We start from the raw sequence: 19,562 nt of genomic DNA, 5'->3' as shown, positions 1-19,562 counted from the left end.
TCGTCGAGGCCTATTTGGTCATTCCCAAATCCCGCTCACCGGATCGGCGAGTTCGGGTCCAGGCGCATGTCCAGATAGCGGTCCACCGAGCCCATCAGGTCGGGCATCTCGTGCTCGAAGAAGTGGTTGGCCTTCGGGATGGTGTCGTGATGGATGGTGATGTGCTTCTGGGTGCGCAGCTTGTCGACCAGCTTCTGGGTCGCCGCCGGGGTCGCGACCTCGTCGGCCTCGCCCTGGATGATGATGCCCGAGGACGGACACGGCGCCAGGAAGGTGAAGTCGTACATGTTGGCGGGCGGCGCGACCGAGATGAAGCCGCGGATTTCCGGGCGGCGCATCAGCAGCTGCATCCCGATCCACGCGCCGAAGCTGACACCCGCGATCCAGGTGGTCGAGGCCTCCGGGTGGAAGCTCTGCACCCAATCGAGTGCCGAGGCGGCGTCGGACAGCTCGCCGATACCGTTGTCGAACGTGCCCTGGCTCTTGCCCACGCCGCGGAAGTTGAAGCGCAGCGTGGCGAAGCCGCGCCGCTGGAAGGTCTTGTAGAGTTCCTGGACGATGCGGTTGTTCATCGTGCCGCCCGCATTGGGATGCGGGTGAAGGATCATGGCGACGGGCGCGCGCGGACGCGGAGCGGGAGCGAAACGGCCTTCGAGGCGGCCTTCGGGGCCGGGGAAAATGACTTCGGGCATCAAGACTCGCCGATCTGGATCGCGCTGGTGGAGCGCCGGGAACGTTGCGCTATATAGGCGGACACGTCATTTTCGCAATTACCCGATCATTTCACCGACGGAACCAGCCCTGCCTACGCCCCAGCCACGCCTTTACCTCGATCATGCCGCGACGACCCCGATGACCGGGGCGGCACGCGCCGCACTGGCGGAAGGCTGTGCGATGTGGGCCAACCCCTCCTCTCCCCATGCCGAGGGCCGCGCCGCCAGGCGCGCGCTGGAGGATGCCCGCAGCGCCATCGCCCGCTCGCTGGGCTGGAGCCACGAAATCCTGTTCACCAGCGGGGCGAGCGAGTCGCTGGCCATCGCCCTGACCCGGTCGATGGCGACGCGGCGCTTCGTCGGGGCAATCGACCATGACGCGGTGCTGCGCGCCGCCCCCGATGCGATCGTCATGCCGGTCGGGCCGGACGGCGTGCTGCGCCTGCCCGGGCTTGGCGGTCCGCGCAGCGTCGTGACGGTGCAATGGGCCAATAGCGAGACCGGCGTTCGCCAGCCCATCGCGGCGCTTGCCGATGCGATCCATGCCGCCGGCCACATCCTGCTGGTCGATGCCGCGCAGATGCCGGCGGGCGCCGACCCGGACGTGATCGACCATGCCGATCTCGTCGCCCTGTCGGCGCACAAGCGCGGCGGGCCGCCGGGGATCGGCGCATTGCTGGTCCGCGACCTCGCGCTGCTGGAGCCGACCGGCGGGCAGGAGCGCGGCTATCGCCCCGGCACCGAGAATATGCCGGGCGTGCTGGGCTATGCCGCGGCACTCGCCGAACCCGAGCCCGATCATGGCGAACTCCGCGCGCATCTCGACGATGCGATCCGCCGCTCGGGCGGGGTCGTGGTCGCGGATGCCAGCCGCCGCCACCCGGCCATCGCCAGCTATCACATGCCCGGCAAGCCCTCCGCCGCGCAGCTCATCCAGTTCGACCTGGCGCAGATCTCGGTCTCGGCGGGCAGCGCCTGCGCCAGTGGCAGCCTGAAGCCCAGCCATGTGCTGGCCGCGCTCGGCTGGGACGTGGAGGCGGGGCGCGAAGTGGTGAGGGTCAGCTTCGGCCGGACGACGACGCGCGAGGATGTCGACCGCTTCGTCGCCGCATGGCGCGCCATCGCACGAGGAAAGCGGGCGGCGTGATCTATCTCGACTACCAAGCGACGACCCCGCTCGCGCCCGAAGCGCTGAAGGCGATGCTCCCCTGGCTGGAGCAGGGCCATGCCAATCCCCACTCGCCCCACCGCGCCGGACGACAGGCGCGCGCCGCGGTGGAGGTCGCGCGCGATCAGGTGGCGGCGCTGCTCCCTTCGGGCGGGCGGGTGGTCTTCACCAGCGGCGCGACGGAAGCGCTGAACTGGGCGATCAAGGGCGCAAGCGGCGGGATCGTCACCACGGCCATAGAACATGCCGCCGTGCTGGACACCGCCCATGCGACCGGGCGTCCGCTGACCGTGCTGCCGGTCGATGGCGAGGGGCTGGTCGCGCCCGCACCGATCCCGGACGGCACCGGGCTGGTCGCGGCGATGCTGGTCAACAACGAAATCGGCACCATCCAGCCGGTCGCGGCGCTGGCCGAGCGAGCCCATCATGCGGGGGCCCTGATGCTGTGCGACGCGGTGCAGGGTTATGGCCGCGTCGCCATACCCGATACGGTCGATCTGGTCGCGATTTCGGCGCACAAGGTCTACGGGCCCAAGGGCATAGGCGCGCTGTGGATCCGCGACGGCGTCACCCTGCCCCCGCTCCTCCATGGCGGCGATCAGGAAGGCGGACGCTCGGGCACGCTCAGCCCCGCGCTCTGTGCCGGGTTCGGTGCGGCGGCCAGGCTGATGGCGGAACGCGCCGAGCAGGATGCCGCGCGCATCGAGCAGCTCTGGACGCTGGCGATCGCACGGCTGGGCAGCGGCTGGACGCTCAACGGCTCGGCCGAGCGGCGCTATCATGGCAATCTGAATGTCCGCCGCGAGGGGCTGGATGTCGCGCGGCTGATGTCCGACTGCCGCGACCTCGCCTTTTCAGCCGGGAGCGCCTGCGCCAGCGGATCGGGGCGCCCCAGCCATGTCCTGACCGCGCTGGGCCTGGGCGAGCGCCAGGCCAAGTCCTCGATCCGAATCGGTTTCGGCCGTTACACCACCGACGACGAACTGGTCGCAGCGATCGACCGGATCAATGCCGCGGCAAAGGCGCAGGGACGATGATCGCACTGACCTTCCAAAGCCCCAGCGGCTCGACGACCCACGCCGAGGCCCAGCCGGGCGAAACGCTGCTGCGCGTCGGGCAGCGCGCCGGACAGCCATTGGAGGGCACATGCGGTGGACAGATGGCCTGCGCGACCTGCCATGTCCTGATCGAGCCGTCCTATCGCGACCTTTTGCCACCCGCCTCGGCGGAGGAAGAAGACATGCTCGACCTGGTTCCCGACGCCACCCGCTCCAGCCGCCTCGCCTGTCAGATCGTGATGACCGAGCAACTGGCGAATATGGTCGTCCGCCTTCCCTGAACCCCGATCTCCCTGCCCCCCGCAATCTCCCTGAACCGTTGATAACAAACGGGTTCAGGGACCGATCATCGGTGATTCGCCATTATTCTCCCATGCTCGCCGACAGGCGGGATTACCGGGAGTAAAGCGTTATGAAACTTCTTGCTGTCTTGGGCGCCGGTCTGATCGCGGTTTCGGGCGTCGCCGCCGCCACCCCTGCCGATGCCGCTCCGCATGATCGCTGGGGCCGTGGTCCGGGTTGGGATCGTGGACCGGGCTGGCATCATCGTGGGCCGGGCTGGGATCGTGGTCCCGGCTGGCATCGCGGCGGAGGCCCCCGTTGGGATCGCGGCCCCGGCTGGCGCGGCCCCCGCTACGCCTATAACCGTCCGCGTGTGACGTGCCGCTGGGTGCGCACCTGGAACGGGCCGCAGCGCCAGTGTTTCAACACCTATCGCTGATCTGAAAGTTCGTCACGGACGGGGCCGGTGGGATAAGGACTTGATCCCCCGGCCCCGTTTCGCCATATGCGCGGCGGGAGTCGGGCGGACGTAGTCGTCGCCAACCCGGTCAGGTCCTGACGGAAGCAGCCGTAACGATTTCGCTGCGGGTCGTCCCGGCTCCCACCCTCCACATATTTTCCGCCATCCGCAACGCCGTCGGGCGCGTATGTGTCGCCACACACGATTATACCTGACGCCGCGCGTGCGAGCGCCTATGTTGGCTGGCGATGATTTCCCCGATCCCGACCATCACGGCCCGTCATGGCTGATTCCTTCGACCTGGGCGAACCGCCCCAGCCCGCGCAGACGCCGGTCAAGGCCGAAGCGTACCGCGTCCTCGCGCGCAAATACCGGCCACAGACGTTCGACGCGCTGATCGGGCAGGACGCGATGGTCCAGACGCTGGGCAACGCGATCAAGCGCGACCGACTGGCTCATGCGTTCCTGATGACCGGCGTGCGCGGGGTTGGCAAGACGTCGACCGCACGGCTGATCGCCAAGGCACTGAACTGCGTCGGCCCCGATGGCACCGGCGGCCCGACGATCAGCCCGTGCGGCGTGTGCGAGCCCTGCCGCGCCATCGCAGAGGGTCGCCATATCGACGTGATCGAGATGGACGCCGCCAGCCATACCGGCGTCGACGACGTGCGCGAGATCATCGAAGCGTCGCGCTATGCGGCGGTTTCCGCGCGCTTCAAGATCTACATCGTGGACGAGGTCCACATGCTCTCCAAGAACGCCTTCAACGCGCTGTTGAAGACGCTGGAGGAGCCGCCCGCGCATGTGAAGTTCCTGTTCGCCACGACGGAGGTGAACAAGGTTCCGATCACCGTCCTGTCGCGCTGCCAGCGTTTCGACCTGCGGCGGATCACGGCGGACAAGCTGGCCGCGCATTTCGCCGAAATCTGCGTCAAGGAAGGCGTAACCGCCGAGGACGAGGCGCTGATGCTGGTCGCGCGCGCGGCGGAGGGCTCGGCGCGCGACGGGCTGTCGATCCTGGACCAGGCGATCGCGCATGCCGATCTGGAGGGCAGTGGCGTCACCGCCGTGGCGGTGCGCGAGATGCTGGGCCTGTCCGATCGCGGCGCGGTGCGCGACCTGCTCGGGCTGATCCTTGGTGGCGATAGCGCGGGGGCGCTGGCCTCGCTGCGGCGGCAATATGATTACGGCGTCGATCCGCAATCGGTGCTCCGCGCGCTGCTGGAGACGGTGCACGGCATCACCCTGACCAAGGTCGGCACGCCCCCCGACGCCGCACAGCCGCTGGAGGAGCGCGCCGCGCGAGAGGAATGGGCGGGCGCGCTCAGCTTCCCCGCATTGCACCGGCTGTGGCAGCTGTTTCTTAAGGGCCATGACGAGGTCGCCCGCGCGGCACTGCCCATCGAGGCGGCGGAAATGGCGCTGCTTCGTGCGATCCATGCCTCCACCCTGCCCGATCCGGGCGAGCTGGCGCGGCAGATCCGCGACGGTGGCGTGGCGACGTCCGCTGCGCCTGCGGTGACGCATCAGGCGGCACCCGCCGCCGCCCCGGTTGCCATCGCCCCGCCTCCGCCGCCCGCCGAACCCGAGCCGCCCAGGCTGCCCGACAGCTTCGTCGCGATGATCGACCGGCTGGACGATATGGGGCAACTCGCGCTGGCGGCCCGGCTGCGCCACGGCGCGCGTCTCGTGCGTTATACCCCGCCGGAAATGGTGTTCAGCGGATCGCGCCCGATCGCGGCCGATACGCTGAGCGAGTTGATCGCGGCGCTGAAGACGGCGACGGGCCAGGTCTGGCGCGTCACGCTGGAGGACGTCGCTGGCGCGCCGACTCTGCATGAGCAGCAGATGGCGGCAGAGGAAGCGATCAAGACCGCCGCGTGGGAATCGGACATGGTCCGCGCCGCGCGCGAGGCTTTCCCCGAGGCCGAATTGATGGAATGGCCCGGCAAACGCAGTGTGAACGGAGCATGATGTGAAAAATCTCGACGAAATCCTGGCGATGGCCCAGAACGTCCAGAACGAACTGGAAAAGGCGCAGGCCAATCTCGACAATATCGAGGTCGAGGGCGTCTCGGGCGGGGGCCTGGTCAAGGTGAAGGCCTCGGCCAAGGGCCGGATCATCGGTATCGCCATCGACGACTCGCTGATGCAGCCGTCGGAAAAGGGCATGTTGGAGGATCTGCTGGCCGCCGCGATCAACGATGCGCGGGCCAAGGCCGACACCGCTTCGGGCAGCGAGATGTCGAAGATGACCAGCGGCCTGCCGCTGCCGCCGGGCTTCAAGCTGCCTTTCTGATCCGGCAACGTCGTTTCGGGAACGACTAAAGGGCCATGACGTTGCTTCTTCCATCATAAGAGGAGGGAATGTCATGGCCGACGAACGTGTTACCGAAACCTATGGTACGCAGCAGCCGCACACCACGGTGATCGAACGCCGTAGCGGCGGTGGCGGCGGCATGGCGATCGCCATCGTCCTGCTCATCGCGGTGCTGGTCGGCGGCTTCTATCTGTTCAGCCGCGGCGGCGCGGAAAACCGTCGTGACGCAGCCGTCACCTCCGCCGCCAAGAGCGTCGGCGACACCGCCAAGAAAGCCGGTGACGCGATTTCCAGCGACGGCAAGTAAAGCGATGCACGACCGGCCGGACTGATTATCGCCCGGTCGGTCGTGTCGGCGGTGGATCGATCTCCGCATCGGGGCCGGTCAGCCGCGACAACGCCTTGCGCGCGACCGTCAGCGGGTCGCGCCCAGCCCCATAACCAGCCTCCCGCGCTTCGCCATGCGAGCAGCGCCGTTGCCCGGCATGGATACCACAAGGCCCCGTGCCGCCAAGGATCTGATTGCCGCTCAGGCCGCCACCCGCGCCGTTCGGCTCGGCTGACGGGCCCCGTACGGATGGGGGGACGCGGTAGCGCTCGGCGGCATTGCGGCGGCCGCAGACGACCACTTCAGTCTGACTGAGGGAACAGTCCGTTCGCGGCGTGATGCGCGGCAATGGAAGAACGGATGGCGCGGCTTGCAGCAGCATTATGAGGCTGATCGCGGCGGTCATTCGTCATCGTCCCCGGACATCGTTCGAGGATCGAGCGGGATCGTGGTTTTTGTGGGGCCGTTCGGGGTCGAGCCTCGGACGGCATCCCCTCCCCCACCCCCTCCCGCCTGCGGGAGGGGATGGGGGAGGGAAAGGTGTCTCACCGAGACCAACCCCTCACCGGATACAGCTATCCAACCCCTGCCGCTTCACCACACCCACATAGCGCGCAATGACGTTTCCGTGCCTGCGTACGAACCCGGTCGGCGCGATCGCCGCGCGTTTCTTGGGCAGCGGCAGGACGGCGGCGATTCGCGCCGCCTCGGTCGGGGACAGGTGCGAGGCGTCATGCCCGAAATAGCGCATCGCCCCGGCATTGGCGCCATAGGTCCCGATCCCCGTCTCGGCGATGTTCAGATACACCTCCATGATCCGCCGCTTGCCCCACAGATGCTCGATCAGGAAGGTGAACCAGGCCTCGAACCCCTTGCGGATGTAACCGCCGCCCTGGAACAGAAAGGCGTTCTTCGCCGTCTGCTGGCTGATCGTCGAGCCACCACGAATCCGCCCGCCCTGGGCGTTGCGATAGGCGGCATTCGCCATTGCCTTCAGGTCGAAGCCGCTATGCGAACAGAAACGGGCATCCTCGCCCGCGATCGCCGCGCGCGGCATGTCGGGGTCCATCTCGGACAGCGGCATCCAGTCCTTGGTCACGCCATGCCCGCCGATCACGTCGCCCAGCATGGTGAAGGTGATGGGCGGCGGCACGAAGCGATAGATGCCGACCCAGACGACACTAAGGATCACAAAGGCGAGCGCGCCCTTCAGGGCCCAGCGAGCGATGCGGAACATGGGGCGGGGTCTTAGCGGGGTTTGTACGGCAGGTCACTTGCCCGCGACGCGTTCGCAAAGCCCTGTTCCTCGGCAAACCCCTGTTCCCCAGCGAAGGCCGGGGCCCAGTTTCTGCGCATCCTGTGGCGCGGGAGACATCGCGTGGGAGGCAACAACCATGCATTCGACGATGCCTCCCACGCCGCTCCACGGCGCACCTCAAGCCACATAGAAACTGGACCCCGGCCTTCGCCGGGGAACAGAGCCTTGAGACTCATCACCCTTCATTCCTCCCCTCGAAGGGGAGGTGGCAGGCCAAAGGCCTGACGGAGGGGTATCCCGGCCCGAGAGGTTGGTCGAATTTGGCCCGCTGTCATGCCCAGCATTGCTCTCCAGAAGCGGAGAAGGGATGAAAACGGGCAGCAGCCCCAGGAAATCACAACGTCCAGATCAACACATTGCCGACCAGCACCACCGCCATGACGAGCATCAGCACGCCCTTGCGCCGATCCCCGCGCCGAATCGTCGCGACCCCACCCGCGACACACGCGAACGCCGCCAACATCGCGATGGCCGGGGCGGCCTGTGCGACCCCCTCCATCAACCGGCCAGCACGCGCGCATAGGCGGCGCGGTCGACATTGCCGCCCGACAGGATGACCAGCATCCCCTCCTTCGCCGCGACCCTGCCTGCCAGCAGCGCGGCCAGCGCAACCGCGCCACCGGGCTCGACCACCAGCCGCAGCCGGTCGGCCGCGAAACGCTGTGCCGCCGCCACCTCGGCCTCGCTGACCGCCACGCCCTCGGCGCCGCGCCGGGCCAGCACCTCGAAGGTCAGCGGCGATACGCGGGTCGTCTGCAACGAGTCGCAGGCGGTCGGCGGCGGATTGTCGCCAACGGGCTCGATCCACCCCGCCTCCAGCGAGCGGCGCATATCGTCCCACCCCTCGGGCTCGACCACCGTGATCCGCGCGTCGAGCACCGCCAGCGTCAGACCCGCCGCCAGTCCGCCGCCACCACAGGGCGACACGACATGCGTTGGGGCGCCCATGCCGAGTGCCGCCATCTGCGCAACCGCCTCGATCCCGGCCGAACCCTGCCCCTCGATCACCCAGGGGTCGTCAAAGCTGGGCACCAGCGTCGCGCCGCGCGCCTCGGCCAGACGCCGCGCGATCTTCTCGCGGCTTTCGGTCGCGCGGTCATAGTCGACGATCTCGGCCCCCAGCGCCAACGTCCCCTCGCGCTTCGATGGTGGCGCATCGGCGGGCATCACGATCGTCGCCGCGATGCCCAGCCGCCGCGCAGCCCAGGCGATTCCCTGTGCGTGGTTGCCCGACGAAAAAGCGACCACCCCTCGTGCCCGCGAAACGTCGTCCAACGCGGTTAATCGGTGCCATGCGCCGCGCAATTTGAACGCCCCGACGGGCTGCAGGTTTTCCGCCTTGAAAATGACCGTCTTCCCATTGATAATTATGGGAAATATCGGTGACGGGGGTAGGATGCGGGCGATCTTTTCGGCGGCATCGCGAACCCCTGCCTTTGTCGGCTGTCTTAAGATTGTCACTTTTTATCTCCGACCGGCGTTCAACCGCTTTACATTCGAAAACGTCGACCCTATTTCGCGCCTCCGCTGCCCCATGGGACTTCCAACCGCAAGGCAGCTTTTTGTCACCGTATGCCGTCAGGCAATTGGAGGTCCCTTGAGTTGCACCAGAATCATCGCGCGCTGGGGCTAGCTGCCCACTCGACCGCCGTCCCCTCCAACATGGAGCGCGGCATCGACATCGCCAAGCGTCGCCCGGCTGATCCGGTCACGCTGCTTCGCCCGCACGCCGCTGCGCGCGCCGCCCGATTCTTCGTCGAGAAGTTTCCGGGTCGCCCGATGTATGCGGTCAAGGCGAATCCGTCTGCGGATCTGATCCAGATCCTGTGGGACAATGGCATCACCCATTTCGACACCGCCTCGATCGCGGAAGTTCGTCTGGTGAAGTCGGTCGCCCCGCAGGCCGTCTGCTGCTTCATGCATCCGGTGAAGTCGGAAGAGGCGATTGCCGAGGCTTATTTCAAGCACGACGTCCGCACCTTCTCGCTCGACAGCATGGAAGAGCTGGAGAAGATCGTCCGCGCCACGAAAGGCGCGACCGACCTGACCCTGTGCGTACGCATCCGCGTGTCGTCGGAATATGCCAAGCTGAGCCTGGGTTCGAAGTTCGGCGTCAGTGTCGAAGAGTCGAAGGACCTGCTGATCGCCACCCGCCAGGTCGCCGATGCCCTGGGCATCTGCTTCCATGTCGGCAGCCAGACCATGACCCCCGACGCCTATTCGGCGGCGATGGAGCGGGTACGGGCGGTGATCGTCGGCGCGGCCGTGACCGTCGACGTGATCGACGTGGGCGGCGGTTTCCCCTCGGCCTATCCCGGCATGACCCCGCCGCCGCTGGAGCGTTTCTTCGAGACGATCCACCGCGCGTTCGAGAGCCTGCCGGTGTCGTACTCGGCCGAACTCTGGGCCGAGCCGGGCCGGGCGCTGTGCGCGGAATATTCGTCGGTCGTGGTGCGCGTCGAGCGTCGCCGGGGCAGCGAGTTGTACATCAACGACGGTGCCTACGGCGCGTTGTTCGATGCGGCGCATATCGGGTGGAAGTATCCGGTCCAGCTGTTGCGCGAGCCCTCGTCGGACGCGCGCGACATGGACTTCAGCTTCTGGGGCCCGACCTGCGACGATCTCGACTATATGCAGGGTCCGTTCCCGCTGCCTGCGGACACGAACACCGGCGACTATTTCGAGATCGGCATGCTGGGCGCGTACGGCCAAGCCATGCGGACCCAGTTCAACGGCTTCAGCTGCCACGAGTTCGTCGTGACCGACGACGAGCCGATGTTCTCGGTGTACCGCGACGAGACCGTGCATGCCCTGCCGGCGAACGTCGTCAAGCTGTAACCCAGCGACTTTAGCACCGCCTTTATCCCCTTCCGCTTCGGCGGGAGGGGAATGGGGTGGCATTGCGGTTTGTCCCGCGATAAGGCCCCTTCGCATACCGGACCCGCCGTTCGCGCAGGCCCGGGCCAGCCGGGTTACCGCGTCCCCAATAACGACGACGGCTTCTCGATGATGATGGAACCATCATGACCGACACGATCAACGACAACCGTAAGGCCGAGCTGCTCTCCAGCGTGGTCGAGCATATCGACATTACCTCGTTCGACGCCCGCCCGATCATCGATTCGATGGGCAAGATGAGCTTCACCAGCCGCGACCTCGCGCGCGCGACCGGCATCTACAACCAGATGCTGGCCGACAAGGACTGCTCGATCTTCCTGGTGATCGCCGGTTCGACCTCGGCGGGCGGCTGCATGGACCTCTATGCCGAGCTGCTGCGCTCGAACATGATCGACGGCATCGTCGCCACGGGCGCGTCGATCGTCGACATGGATTTCTTCGAGGGCCTGGGCCACAAGCATTATCAGGCGCTGGAAATCCCCGACGACAACGTCCTGCGTTCGCTGTACATCGACCGCATCTACGACACCTATATCGACGAAGAGCAGCTGCAGGATTGCGACCACACGATCGGCGCGATCGCCGACTCGCTGGAGCCCAAGCCCTATTCGAGCCGTGCCTTCATCCGCGAGATGGGCAAGTATCTGGTCGAGCATGGCAAGAAGGACAACAGCCTCGTCAAGCTCGCCTATGAGCATGACGTGCCGATCTTCTGCCCGGCATTCGTCGACTCGTCGGCGGGCTTCGGCTTGGTGAAGCACCAGGTCGAGCGTGCCAAGGAAGGCAAGCCGTACATGGTGCTGGACGCCATCGCCGACTTCCGCGAACTGACCGACATCAAGATCAAGGCGGGCACCACCGGCCTGCTGATGATCGGCGGCGGCGTGCCGAAGAACTTCATCCAGGACACGGTCGTCTGCGCCGAAATCCTAGGTCATGACGATATCGAGATGCACAAGTACGCGGTGCAGATCACCGTCGCCGACGTGCGCGACGGCGCCTGCTCGTCCTCGACGCTCAAGGAAGCGGCGAGCTGGGGCAAGGTGGACACGGCCCTCGAACAGATGGTATTCGCCGAAGCCGGTTCGGTCATGCCGCTCCTCGCCTCGGACGCGTATCATCGCGGCCACTGGCGTGAGCGGACCAAGCGTCGTTGGGGAGCGATTTTCGACTAATGTTGGAATTTTTTGAACGGGAGCAGCTTGCCTACATCATAATTGGGGCAGTGCTGCTGTCGGGTCTAGCCTTTGCCGTACCTTTTCTTCGCAGGCGCAAGCGCGAGAAATTGCGACGTCGGGGGATCAAGAAGTACGGACATTGAGATTGGGGGCGGAACCGCAGGGTTTCCGCCCCTTTTTTCTTGCCCGCCGCACGACGGCCCGGCACCGTGTGCACCGGTTCCGGCCTACGATATGCCGGGTGTGAGGGGATGGATGTGATCGACCGACGTTCCGTAATCGGCGCCATGGCGGCCGTGCCACTGGCGCCCCGCGCCGCCGCCCAAGGCGCAGCAACCACAGGCACCGCGATGACGCCCTGGCCCCCGGCCGAACATTTCTCGCTCTGGCCCGGCCGACCGCCGGGGGCACGGGCCACCCTGCCCAAGCCCAATCCGTCGATGAACGGCCCCGCCGGGCGGCAGGAATTGTGGCTGCGCGGCACCGCCGATCCGATCGTCGCGGTCTATCGGCCCGAACGGCCCGACGGCCGTGCCGTCCTTACCATCCCGGGGGGCGGCTATGGCTTTGTCTCGATCCAGAATGAGGGGATCGACGTCGCCCGGACCCTGAACCCGCACGGCATCACCGTCTTCGCGCTGTCCTATCGCCTGCCTTCCGAAGGCTGGGGCGATCAGGCCAATGTGCCGCTACAGGATGCGCAGCGCGCCATGCGGCTGATCCGCGCCAATGCCGCGCGCTATGGCATCGATCCGGCGAAGCTCGGCATCGTCGGCTTTTCGGCGGGTGGCCACCTCGCCGCCTCGCTGACCGTGGGTTATGACGACAAGGTCTATACCGCGCTCGATGCCGCCGATCGGCAATCGGCCCGCCCGCGCTTCTCTGGCCTCGTCTATCCGGTCGCCAGCCTGTCGACGCCGACCACCCATGCCGGTTCGCGCGACAACCTGCTGGGCCCCAATCCCGATGCCGCGACCAAGGCGCGCTACGACACGCCGCGCCGGATCACGGCGAACACGCCGCCGCTGTTCCTGGTCCATGCGGTCGATGACGGCCTGGTCCCGCTCGACCAGTCGATCGACGTGCTGACCCAGGCGCGCGCCGCCAAGGTGCCGGTCGAGGCGCACTTCTTCGAGCGCGGCGGCCATGGTTTCGGCGCGATGAGCGCGGCGGAGGACAATCCCGCCCGCCTCTGGCCCGACCTGTTCGATCGCTGGATCGGGCAGACGTTGAAGTCCTGATCTATTCCTCCCCTGCAAGGGGAGGTGGCAGTCCGCAGGACTGACGGAGGGGTGTCACCGCAAGTGGGAGTGCCCCTCCACCACCCGGCTTCGCCAGCCGGTCCCCCTCCCCGTGCCGGGGAGGATCAGGCGAACAGCCGCTTCAAGCTCCGCTCCAGCATCAGCATCTGCCACAACGTCCTACCATGGTCGGCCCGCCCGGCGCGGTGGTCGGCGGCGATGCGGCCTAGTTCGGGCAACTGGAACCACCCCGTCTCGCGCAGCAGGCCCGAATGCTCCAGCCGCGCGGCCTCGTCGGCCAGTGCCCCCCGAAACCATGCGCTGATCGGCGTCACGAAGCCCATCTTGGGCCGATAGAGGATGTCGCGCGGCAGATAGGGCTCGAGCGCCTTCTTCATCAGCCACTTGCCCTGTCCGCCCCGCACCCGCATCGCGGCGGGCAGACGCGCGGCATATTCGACCAGCCGGTGGTCGAGCAGCGGCTCGCGCGCCTCCAGCCCCACCGCCATCGAGGTGCGGTCGGTCTTGGTCAGGATGTCGCCGGGCAGCCATATCTTCAGGTCGGCATATTGCGCGCGGTCAATCGGATCGCGGGCGGGCGCATCGCGCATCGCGGCGACATAGCGATCCTCGGCCCGGTGCCCGCCCAGCGCGGCCCGCGCCTCGGCCGAGAACAGCCGCGCACGCATCTCCGGTGACGTGACGCCGACCGCGCGAGCATAGGCCTCCGCCCCGTCCAGTCCCAGGGCGAGCAGGGTCGTCTTGGCGCGCAGGGGACGCGGTGCCCAATCCGCCTTGGGATAATAGCGACCCAGCGTCCCGAACAGACGGCTGCGCAGATCGGCCGGGAACAGCCCACGCACCCGCTCCTCGCCCGCGTGGAAGACATGGCGGCGATACCCCGCCATCGCCTCGTCCGCCCCGTCCCCCGACAGGGCGACCGTCACATGCTCGCGCGCCAGTTCGCACAGGCGATAGGTGGCGAGTGCCGAGGCATCGGCGAAGGGCTCGTCGAAATGCGCGACCAGCGTGTCGATCAGCGCGAAGTCGTCGGCCCGCACCACGCGCTCGACATGATCGGTCGCAAAGCGCCGGGCGATCGTCTGGGCATAGCTGCGCTCGTCATGCCCCGCCTCGTCGAAACCGATGGTGCAGGTGCGCACGGCACGCGGGGACGTCTCCGCCATCAGCGCAACGACGCCCGAGCTGTCGACCCCGCCCGACAGGAACGCGCCCAGCGGCACGTCGGCGACCATCCGGCTCGTCACGCCGTCCCGCATCCGGGCGAGCAGTTCCTCACCCAGCCGGGCCGCCGTGCCGGTTTCGCGGTTCGAGAAGTCGACGTCCCACCAACGGCGCGGGGGCGGTACGCTACGCCCGCGCTCGATCAGCAGGAAATGGCCCGCAGGCAGCTTGTGGATGCCCGCCACGATGCTGGCGTCGTCGGGGACATAGCCGAACGCCAGATAATCCTCGACCGCGCGGATATCAGGCCGCCGCCGGACCAGCGGATGCGCCAGCAGCCCCTTCATCTCCGAGGCGAAGGCCACCGCGCCGTCGGGCAGCTCGGTCCAATGGAGCGGCTTCACCCCCAGCCGGTCGCGCGCCAGGAACAGCGTGCCCGCTCGAGCATCATGGACGGCAAAGGCGAACATGCCGACCAGCCGGTGGAGCATCGCCGGGCCCCAAAGCCGCCAGCCGTGCAGCAGCACCTCAGTATCGCCGTCGGTGCGGAACACCACGCCCTTGGCCTGCAATTCGCCACGCAGGTCACGGTAGTTGTAGATCTCGCCGTTGAAGCAGACCGCGACCTCGCCATCGACCATCGGCTGGGGCGAGCCCTCGACATCGATGATCGACAGGCGGGCATGGGCAAAGCCGACGCCGGGCGCGGTCCATATCCCCTGCCCGTCAGGCCCGCGATGCGCCTGCGCGGCGATCATCGGACGCAGCCGGGCCGGGTCGACCGGCTTGGGCGTGGCGGGATGAAAGAGGCCGGCGATACCGCACATCGCGGGTCAGAGCTGTCCCGTCAGACGGTCGGCGAAGCGATCGATCGGGCCCAGCGCGCGGACGAACGCCTCTATCGCCTGGGGATCGTCGCCTTCGCTGACGACATGCACGGCCACCGCCATCTGGCGCTGGCCCAGCAGGCGGGCCTTCATCGTCTCGATCTTCACGCGTCGCATATCCGGAGTCAGCGTATCGCCGATCCGATACCAGGTCGCAACGTCGCGATTCTGGGTCTGGCCGTTGGCGCTGGTCGCCATCATGTGCATCGCATTGCCGCCTGCGATCCTGCCCAGATCGGCGACGCGCAGCCAGCGATCCGCGCCGTGGATCACGCCCGTGCCGAACGCGCCCAGCTTGCCGCCCTCACGCTGGTGCGAGAAGACCGCCACCGCCAGATCGACCTGATGCCCGTGCACGTCGCGGTACGCGCGCTGCAACACGGCATCGGCCCCCGGATAGTCGGGCCGCCAGACGCTCTGCTGCGCAACCGGCGTCCAGCCGGGCACCTCGGGTAGCGCCATATGGACCGGGAGCGGCGCGGCGCGCGATCCGGCAAAAGCGCTCCAGCTGGGAAAGACCGCGGTGATCGCCACCGCCAGCACCGCCGCCAGCAACGGGTCGATGCGCCGCCCCGGCACCCCCTGCAACCGCGCCGGATCGAAGGCGGGATCGTCGGGCGAGCGATCGAAGAACTGCCACCCGATCGCCAGCACCGCCGCCATGACGAGCGCGAAGAACACCCAGCCGAAGATGATATGGTCGACGCCGCCCGCCACCTCGATCGAGGTCTTGTCGGCGGCGAAGATCGTGCCCCAGGCGCGGATGCCATTGGCGATCACCGGCACGATCAGCGACACGATGACGAATACCGCACGCCGCACGGGTGACCGGAAACACAGATTGGCGACCAGCGTGGCGAACACCACCATCGCCAGCACGAACTTCGATCCCGAGCATGCCTCGGCGACCTCGAACCAGTAGCGTCCGGCATGGATCAGCACGCCGTCATTGGTGGCCGGGATCCCGCTCCAGTCGAGCAGCGGCATGACGATCGACACGGTGACCTGCTGCAGCGGTTTCTCCAGCTCCTCGCCGAACGGCACCAGGAACCAGGCATAGGCCAGCGGGAACAGCAGGCCGCGCGCCACCATCGGGCCCAGCAGCGTGATGACCAGGCCCTCCAGCGTGGCGATCAGCCCAAGCTGGCGGATCAGCGCGACCGTCGCCGACTCGCCCAGCAGCCATAGCAGGCCGCCGCCGGCCACCAGGATCAGTCCCGGCCACCAGGCGGCCGGGGTCAGCTGTGCCAGCTCGCCACGCCGTTGCCAGACCAGCCAGCCGACGACCGGCCCGATGAACAGGCAATGGCCATAGGTCGTGCTGGTCCACCAGATATCGAACAGGTGCGTCGCATCGCGCCAGAACAGCCACAGCACCATCAGCGCCGCCGCCCCGAGCAGCGCCAGATGATAGGTCCAGTGCCCCGGCCTGATGCGATCCGCCCCCATGGCCCCCGATAGCGTCACGATGCGATGTCCTTCAGCAACAGGTCGAGCGGTGCCAGCCGCGCCGTCCAGTCATAGCGTGCCAGCACGCGCGCGCGCGCGGCGGGATTGGCGGGCGGGCCGTTCAGCGCGGCGATGACACGGGCCGCGAAGTCCCGGTCGTTCCCCGCCACCGCGATGGTCCCGTCATGGTCGATCCCGTGCGCCGCCGCAACCGAGGCAACGACAGGCCGCGCCATCGCCATCGCCTCCAGCAGCTTGTTCTGGATACCCCGCGCCAGGTCGAGCGGCGCGACGCAGACGGCGGCGCGGGCCAGCCATGTGCGCGTATCCGCCACCTCGCCGGTCACGATCACGCAGTCGCTGGCGAGCCGCCGTACTGCCGGGCCAGGCGCGCGGCCGACGATGGCGAAGCGTGCATCGGGCCGGGCCTTGTGGACCAGCGGCAGGATATGCTGCGCAAAACGGGTGACCGCGTCGATGTTCGGGCGATAGTCCATCTGCCCGGTGAACACGATCAGCGGGCCGTCCCCGGCCACCGGTTCGACCGTTCCCGGGTCGTAGCGGGCGGCGTCGATGCCGTTTTCCACCGCGACGATGCGCCCCCGCCCGCCAGTGCCGCGGAACAGGTCGGCCTCCGCCTCACTGACGAACAGGGTCGCGGCGACCGAGGCGGCGACCTGTCGTTCATACGCGCCGAGCAGCCGGGCCTCGCGCGTATAGACCGTGCGCATCAGCATCCCGCTCGTCTGCGCCAGGCTGGCGAACTTGGCGGAGTCGACATCGACCATGTCCATCACGGTCGGCTCGTCCGTGCGATATTGCGCCATCTGGCCGGAGAAGATGTAGGTCGCCGCCACGCTATGCCGAGCCCGCACCGCGTCCACCGCCGCCGCCATCGCCGGGTTTGCGAAGGCGGTCAGCGAAATCGGCTTGCCCGTCGCCAGTGCCTGCGCGGCGGCAAGCGGCATCTTTTTGGTCCGGCGGATCAGTTGGTGGCTCGCCAGTCCCCCGGCCAGTTCGGGCGGCACCACCGCCTCGCTATCCTGTTCCGCGAAGGCGCACAGATGGACGCGCCAGTCGCGCATCAGGTGGCGCAGGATGTGATAGCTGCGGATCTTGTCGCCGCGATCGGGCGGAAACGGCGCACGATGCGCCAGGAACAGAAGGTCCCTCACCCCAGCCCCTCACCCCAACCCACGCGCGACCAGCGGCCCGACCGCCTTGGCGACCCGGAGCGGCAACCGCTTCCACACCGCGATCATCATCGCATATTTGGGGTTCAGCGGATTGATCGCGCGCGGACCGTCGACGCTGCGGCTGGCATAGACGAGCGGACGCCCCTCGAACCCCCAATTCTTCTTGAAGGCGGCGGCACCGGTGCCGACCTTCGACCGGCCGAAATCGAAACTGTGGCAACCCCGCTCGCGCGCATGGCGCATCAGCGCGAAATACATCAGGTCGTTGGCGCGAAGGCCCCGCGCCTCGTGCGTGCCACCACCCCAATAGGGATAGACGGTGCCGCGATGATACAGGTTCAGCACGCTGGCGACGGCGCGCCCGCGATGCCGCACGGTCAGGATATCGGCGTCGAGCCGGGCCATCGCCTCGCGAAAGAGTTTTGCGGGAAAGACCGGCGTGCCCAGGTTGCGCACCGATTCGGCATAGATATGGTAATGCTCGGCCAGCATCCGCGGGTCGCGGCCGGTCACGACCTCCAGATCCTGTGCCAGGGCCTTGCGAAGCTCGGCACGCTGCTTGCGCGGCACCGCCTTCATCTCGGCCTCGTCATCCGCCGCGATCGGTCGGACGAAGCCGAGATAACTGTCGGCGTCCGCCGTCCATCCGCCGGGCACAGGGCCGCCGCGCAGCTCGACCGAGTCGATCCCCCGCTCGTTCGCCAATGCCCAGGCCGCGTCGGCCAGTGCCTCCACCCCCTCACCCAGCACGCCGCCGTCAACGCCGAAGCCGGTCGACACCATCGCCGCCCCGAATAGCGGCGAGCGGATCTCGCTCAGCGGCAGGACCCCGACGATCGCCCCGTCACGTTCGGCAATAAGATAATGCGCCTGCTGGCCGCACCCCTTCGCCCCCGCCAACAGCCAGCCGGTGCGGTGGAAGGGCGTACCCTCCGCCTGCCCCTCGACAAAGGCGTCGATCCGCGCGCACTCCGCCTCGCTCGCCAGATCGACGGCGCGGATCGTCGGCGAGGGATGGATCATGCCGTGCGCGCCGCTTCCTCGGCCGCGACCTGATCGACCCGGCCCCAGTCATGTCGCCGGAGCAGGCCGCGCAACTTGCCCGCCATCGCGCCCAGCCGCGAATAATGGCGCACGCGCGAGCGCAAGGGCGCGTTCGCCACGCGCGGCTGGTCGGGATCGACCTCCCAGGGGTGGAAATAGAACATCGCGCCATGTCCGTCGCGCTGAACCTGGCCCACGGCGAAGTCGGTCAGCTTGGCGGGAAGCATCCGGAAGAAGCCGCCACCGGTCGCCAGCCGACGCTGGCCGAACTGCGCGACGGTCACCGGCAGTTCGATCAGCGACGCATCCGCCAGCGGCCGCCAGGCATAGCGCGGCGATTCGGCCCAGCCATAATGGTCATGGCGCAACGGCGCGACGCTAGAGGAATAACGATACCCCGCCTCGGCCAGCACCGGATGCGCCCAGGGCGTACGAGTGTCGATCGAGAAGCTGGGCGCGCGATAGCCGATCACGGCCTGTCCCCCCGCATCCTCGATCGCCGACTTGGCACGGGCCAGGTCGGCGCGAAACTGATCGGCGGTCATGGTGAAGACGCGCTGATGGTCCCAGCCATGGCTGGCCATCTCATGCCCGGCGGCAACGATCCGCCGGATCAGGCCGGGATGGCGATGCGCGACCCAGCCCAGCGTGAAGAAGGTCGCGCGTGTCCCCGTCTCGGCGAACAGCGACAGGACGGCATCGGTATTGGCCTCGACCCGGCTGTCCAGCCGGTCCCAGTCGGCCTTGTCGATCGTGCGTTCGAACGCACCGACCTGAAACCATTCCTCGACATCGACCGACATGCCGTTGATCAGCCTCGTGTTCCTACTGTTCGCC

General features: G+C 67.7%; 20 protein-coding genes and 1 other RNA gene. 11 read left to right on the top strand and 10 right to left on the bottom strand.

The genetic code is table 11. From position 1 onward, the window contains the following. Positions 1–35: 35 nt before the first annotated feature. On the bottom strand, positions 36–692 hold the full coding sequence (locus SOM26_RS07170; protein WP_320452043.1) for an alpha/beta hydrolase: 657 nt from the start codon (positions 690–692) through the stop codon (positions 36–38). Between SOM26_RS07170 and SOM26_RS07165 the strand changes: the two genes are divergently transcribed. From SOM26_RS07165 to SOM26_RS07130, 8 genes are all read left to right on the top strand, one after another. Next, on the top strand, positions 679–1,860 hold the full coding sequence (locus tag SOM26_RS07165) for a cysteine desulfurase family protein (protein ID WP_414712026.1): 1,182 nt from the start codon (positions 679–681) through the stop codon (positions 1,858–1,860). The two genes, SOM26_RS07170 and SOM26_RS07165, sit on opposite strands and share 14 nt — an antisense overlap. Further along, positions 1,857–2,918 (top strand): cysteine desulfurase family protein, encoded by a 1,062-nt coding sequence (locus tag SOM26_RS07160; protein ID WP_320452042.1) that lies wholly within the window; start codon positions 1,857–1,859, stop codon positions 2,916–2,918. The genes SOM26_RS07165 and SOM26_RS07160 overlap by 4 nt, the downstream gene beginning before the upstream one ends. Beyond that, a complete protein-coding gene (locus SOM26_RS07155) occupies positions 2,915–3,220 on the top strand; it encodes a 2Fe-2S iron-sulfur cluster-binding protein (RefSeq protein WP_320452041.1) in 306 nt (101 codons plus the stop codon). Before SOM26_RS07160 ends, SOM26_RS07155 begins: the two co-directional genes overlap by 4 nt. 131 nt (positions 3,221–3,351) lie before the next feature. Continuing rightward, on the top strand, positions 3,352–3,660 hold the full coding sequence (locus tag SOM26_RS07150) for a hypothetical protein (RefSeq protein WP_320452040.1): 309 nt from the start codon (positions 3,352–3,354) through the stop codon (positions 3,658–3,660). 72 nt (positions 3,661–3,732) lie between these two features. Beyond that, positions 3,733–3,830, top strand: an RNA gene (gene ffs / locus SOM26_RS07145) — signal recognition particle sRNA small type. A 133-nt stretch (positions 3,831–3,963) separates the two neighbouring features. Next, entirely contained in the window at positions 3,964–5,655 is a 1,692-nt protein-coding gene (locus SOM26_RS07140; protein ID WP_320452039.1) for a DNA polymerase III subunit gamma/tau, read from the top strand. A gap of 1 nt (position 5,656) precedes the next feature. Beyond that, the gene (locus SOM26_RS07135; RefSeq protein ID WP_320452038.1) at positions 5,657–5,980 is read left to right on the top strand and encodes a YbaB/EbfC family nucleoid-associated protein; all 324 of its coding nucleotides are present in this window, start codon (positions 5,657–5,659) and stop codon (positions 5,978–5,980) included. 73 nt (positions 5,981–6,053) lie between these two features. Further along, positions 6,054–6,308 (top strand): hypothetical protein, encoded by a 255-nt coding sequence (locus SOM26_RS07130; RefSeq protein WP_320452037.1) that lies wholly within the window; start codon positions 6,054–6,056, stop codon positions 6,306–6,308. Positions 6,309–6,333: 25 nt separating this feature from the next. On the opposite strand, the gene SOM26_RS07125 is transcribed toward SOM26_RS07130, so the two are convergent. From SOM26_RS07125 to SOM26_RS07110, 4 genes are all read right to left on the bottom strand, one after another. Then, entirely contained in the window at positions 6,334–6,735 is a 402-nt protein-coding gene (locus tag SOM26_RS07125; RefSeq protein WP_320452036.1) for a hypothetical protein, read from the bottom strand. Between the two features lie 156 nt (positions 6,736–6,891). After that, a complete protein-coding gene (gene mtgA, locus SOM26_RS07120; protein ID WP_320452035.1) occupies positions 6,892–7,566 on the bottom strand; it encodes a monofunctional biosynthetic peptidoglycan transglycosylase in 675 nt (224 codons plus the stop codon). A 415-nt stretch (positions 7,567–7,981) separates the two neighbouring features. Continuing rightward, positions 7,982–8,146 (bottom strand): hypothetical protein, encoded by a 165-nt coding sequence (locus SOM26_RS07115; RefSeq protein ID WP_320452034.1) that lies wholly within the window; start codon positions 8,144–8,146, stop codon positions 7,982–7,984. Continuing rightward, positions 8,146–9,054, bottom strand: coding sequence for a threonine ammonia-lyase (locus SOM26_RS07110; protein ID WP_320452358.1), 909 nt, complete (start codon positions 9,052–9,054; stop codon positions 8,146–8,148). Before SOM26_RS07110 ends, SOM26_RS07115 begins: the two co-directional genes overlap by 1 nt. Positions 9,055–9,249: 195 nt before the next feature. Between SOM26_RS07110 and SOM26_RS07105 the strand changes: the two genes are divergently transcribed. The 3 genes from SOM26_RS07105 to SOM26_RS07095 all read left to right on the top strand — a co-directional run bounded on the left by SOM26_RS07105 (position 9,250) and on the right by SOM26_RS07095 (position 12,964). Next, positions 9,250–10,485, top strand: a complete 1,236-nt coding sequence (locus SOM26_RS07105) for a type III PLP-dependent enzyme (RefSeq protein WP_320452033.1) — start codon at positions 9,250–9,252, stop codon at positions 10,483–10,485. A gap of 185 nt (positions 10,486–10,670) precedes the next feature. Continuing rightward, positions 10,671–11,720 (top strand): 1,9-bis(guanidino)-5-aza-nonane synthase, encoded by a 1,050-nt coding sequence (locus SOM26_RS07100; RefSeq protein ID WP_320452032.1) that lies wholly within the window; start codon positions 10,671–10,673, stop codon positions 11,718–11,720. Positions 11,721–11,980: 260 nt separating this feature from the next. Continuing rightward, on the top strand, positions 11,981–12,964 hold the full coding sequence (locus SOM26_RS07095; protein ID WP_320452031.1) for an alpha/beta hydrolase: 984 nt from the start codon (positions 11,981–11,983) through the stop codon (positions 12,962–12,964). 125 nt (positions 12,965–13,089) lie between these two features. Here SOM26_RS07095 and SOM26_RS07090 read toward each other — a convergent pair whose 3' ends face one another. From SOM26_RS07090 to SOM26_RS07070, 5 genes are read right to left on the bottom strand one after another with little or no spacing between them, the layout of a single operon-like run. Then, a complete protein-coding gene (locus SOM26_RS07090; RefSeq protein WP_320452030.1) occupies positions 13,090–14,976 on the bottom strand; it encodes an XrtA/PEP-CTERM system amidotransferase in 1,887 nt (628 codons plus the stop codon). Positions 14,977–14,982: 6 nt separating this feature from the next. Beyond that, positions 14,983–16,503 (bottom strand): exosortase A, encoded by a 1,521-nt coding sequence (xrtA, locus tag SOM26_RS07085; RefSeq protein WP_320452029.1) that lies wholly within the window; start codon positions 16,501–16,503, stop codon positions 14,983–14,985. Then, positions 16,500–17,660 carry a TIGR03087 family PEP-CTERM/XrtA system glycosyltransferase gene (locus SOM26_RS07080; RefSeq protein ID WP_320452028.1) on the bottom strand — a complete coding sequence of 387 codons (1,161 nt, stop codon included), beginning with the start codon at positions 17,658–17,660 and terminating at the stop codon, positions 16,500–16,502. The genes xrtA and SOM26_RS07080 overlap by 4 nt, the downstream gene beginning before the upstream one ends. A gap of 9 nt (positions 17,661–17,669) precedes the next feature. Then, positions 17,670–18,704, bottom strand: coding sequence for a FemAB family XrtA/PEP-CTERM system-associated protein (locus SOM26_RS07075; RefSeq protein ID WP_320452027.1), 1,035 nt, complete (start codon positions 18,702–18,704; stop codon positions 17,670–17,672). Further along, positions 18,701–19,528, bottom strand: coding sequence for an XrtA system polysaccharide deacetylase (locus SOM26_RS07070; RefSeq protein WP_320452357.1), 828 nt, complete (start codon positions 19,526–19,528; stop codon positions 18,701–18,703). Before SOM26_RS07070 ends, SOM26_RS07075 begins: the two co-directional genes overlap by 4 nt. Between the last annotated feature and the right edge of the window lie 34 nt (positions 19,529–19,562).

Origin of the sequence: Sphingomonas sp. CFBP8993, assembly GCF_034044895.1 — a bacterium.
Lineage (GTDB): Bacteria > Pseudomonadota > Alphaproteobacteria > Sphingomonadales > Sphingomonadaceae > Sphingomonas.
Note: the sequence above shows the minus strand (reverse complement) of the source record. Positions and strands in the feature narration are given on the sequence as shown.

Excerpts from the sequence above, each read along its gene's own strand:
- mtgA (WP_320452035.1), bottom strand. The coding sequence starts at position 7,566 with ATGTTCCGCATCGCTCGCTGGGCCCTGAAGGGCGCGCTCGCCTTTGTG.
- SOM26_RS07130 (WP_320452037.1), top strand. The coding sequence starts at position 6,054 with ATGGCCGACGAACGTGTTACCGAAACCTATGGTACGCAGCAGCCGCAC.
- SOM26_RS07090 (WP_320452030.1), bottom strand. The coding sequence starts at position 14,976 with ATGTGCGGTATCGCCGGCCTCTTTCATCCCGCCACGCCCAAGCCGGTC.
- SOM26_RS07070 (WP_320452357.1), bottom strand. The coding sequence starts at position 19,528 with ATGTCGGTCGATGTCGAGGAATGGTTTCAGGTCGGTGCGTTCGAACGC.
- SOM26_RS07150 (WP_320452040.1), top strand. The coding sequence starts at position 3,352 with ATGAAACTTCTTGCTGTCTTGGGCGCCGGTCTGATCGCGGTTTCGGGC.
- SOM26_RS07165 (WP_414712026.1), top strand. The coding sequence starts at position 679 with ATGACTTCGGGCATCAAGACTCGCCGATCTGGATCGCGCTGGTGGAGC.
- SOM26_RS07100 (WP_320452032.1), top strand. The coding sequence starts at position 10,671 with ATGACCGACACGATCAACGACAACCGTAAGGCCGAGCTGCTCTCCAGC.
- SOM26_RS07155 (WP_320452041.1), top strand. The coding sequence starts at position 2,915 with ATGATCGCACTGACCTTCCAAAGCCCCAGCGGCTCGACGACCCACGCC.
- SOM26_RS07170 (WP_320452043.1), bottom strand. The coding sequence starts at position 692 with ATGCCCGAAGTCATTTTCCCCGGCCCCGAAGGCCGCCTCGAAGGCCGT.
- SOM26_RS07075 (WP_320452027.1), bottom strand. The coding sequence starts at position 18,704 with ATGATCCATCCCTCGCCGACGATCCGCGCCGTCGATCTGGCGAGCGAG.
- SOM26_RS07125 (WP_320452036.1), bottom strand. The coding sequence starts at position 6,735 with ATGACCGCCGCGATCAGCCTCATAATGCTGCTGCAAGCCGCGCCATCC.
- SOM26_RS07115 (WP_320452034.1), bottom strand. The coding sequence starts at position 8,146 with ATGGAGGGGGTCGCACAGGCCGCCCCGGCCATCGCGATGTTGGCGGCG.
- SOM26_RS07140 (WP_320452039.1), top strand. The coding sequence starts at position 3,964 with ATGGCTGATTCCTTCGACCTGGGCGAACCGCCCCAGCCCGCGCAGACG.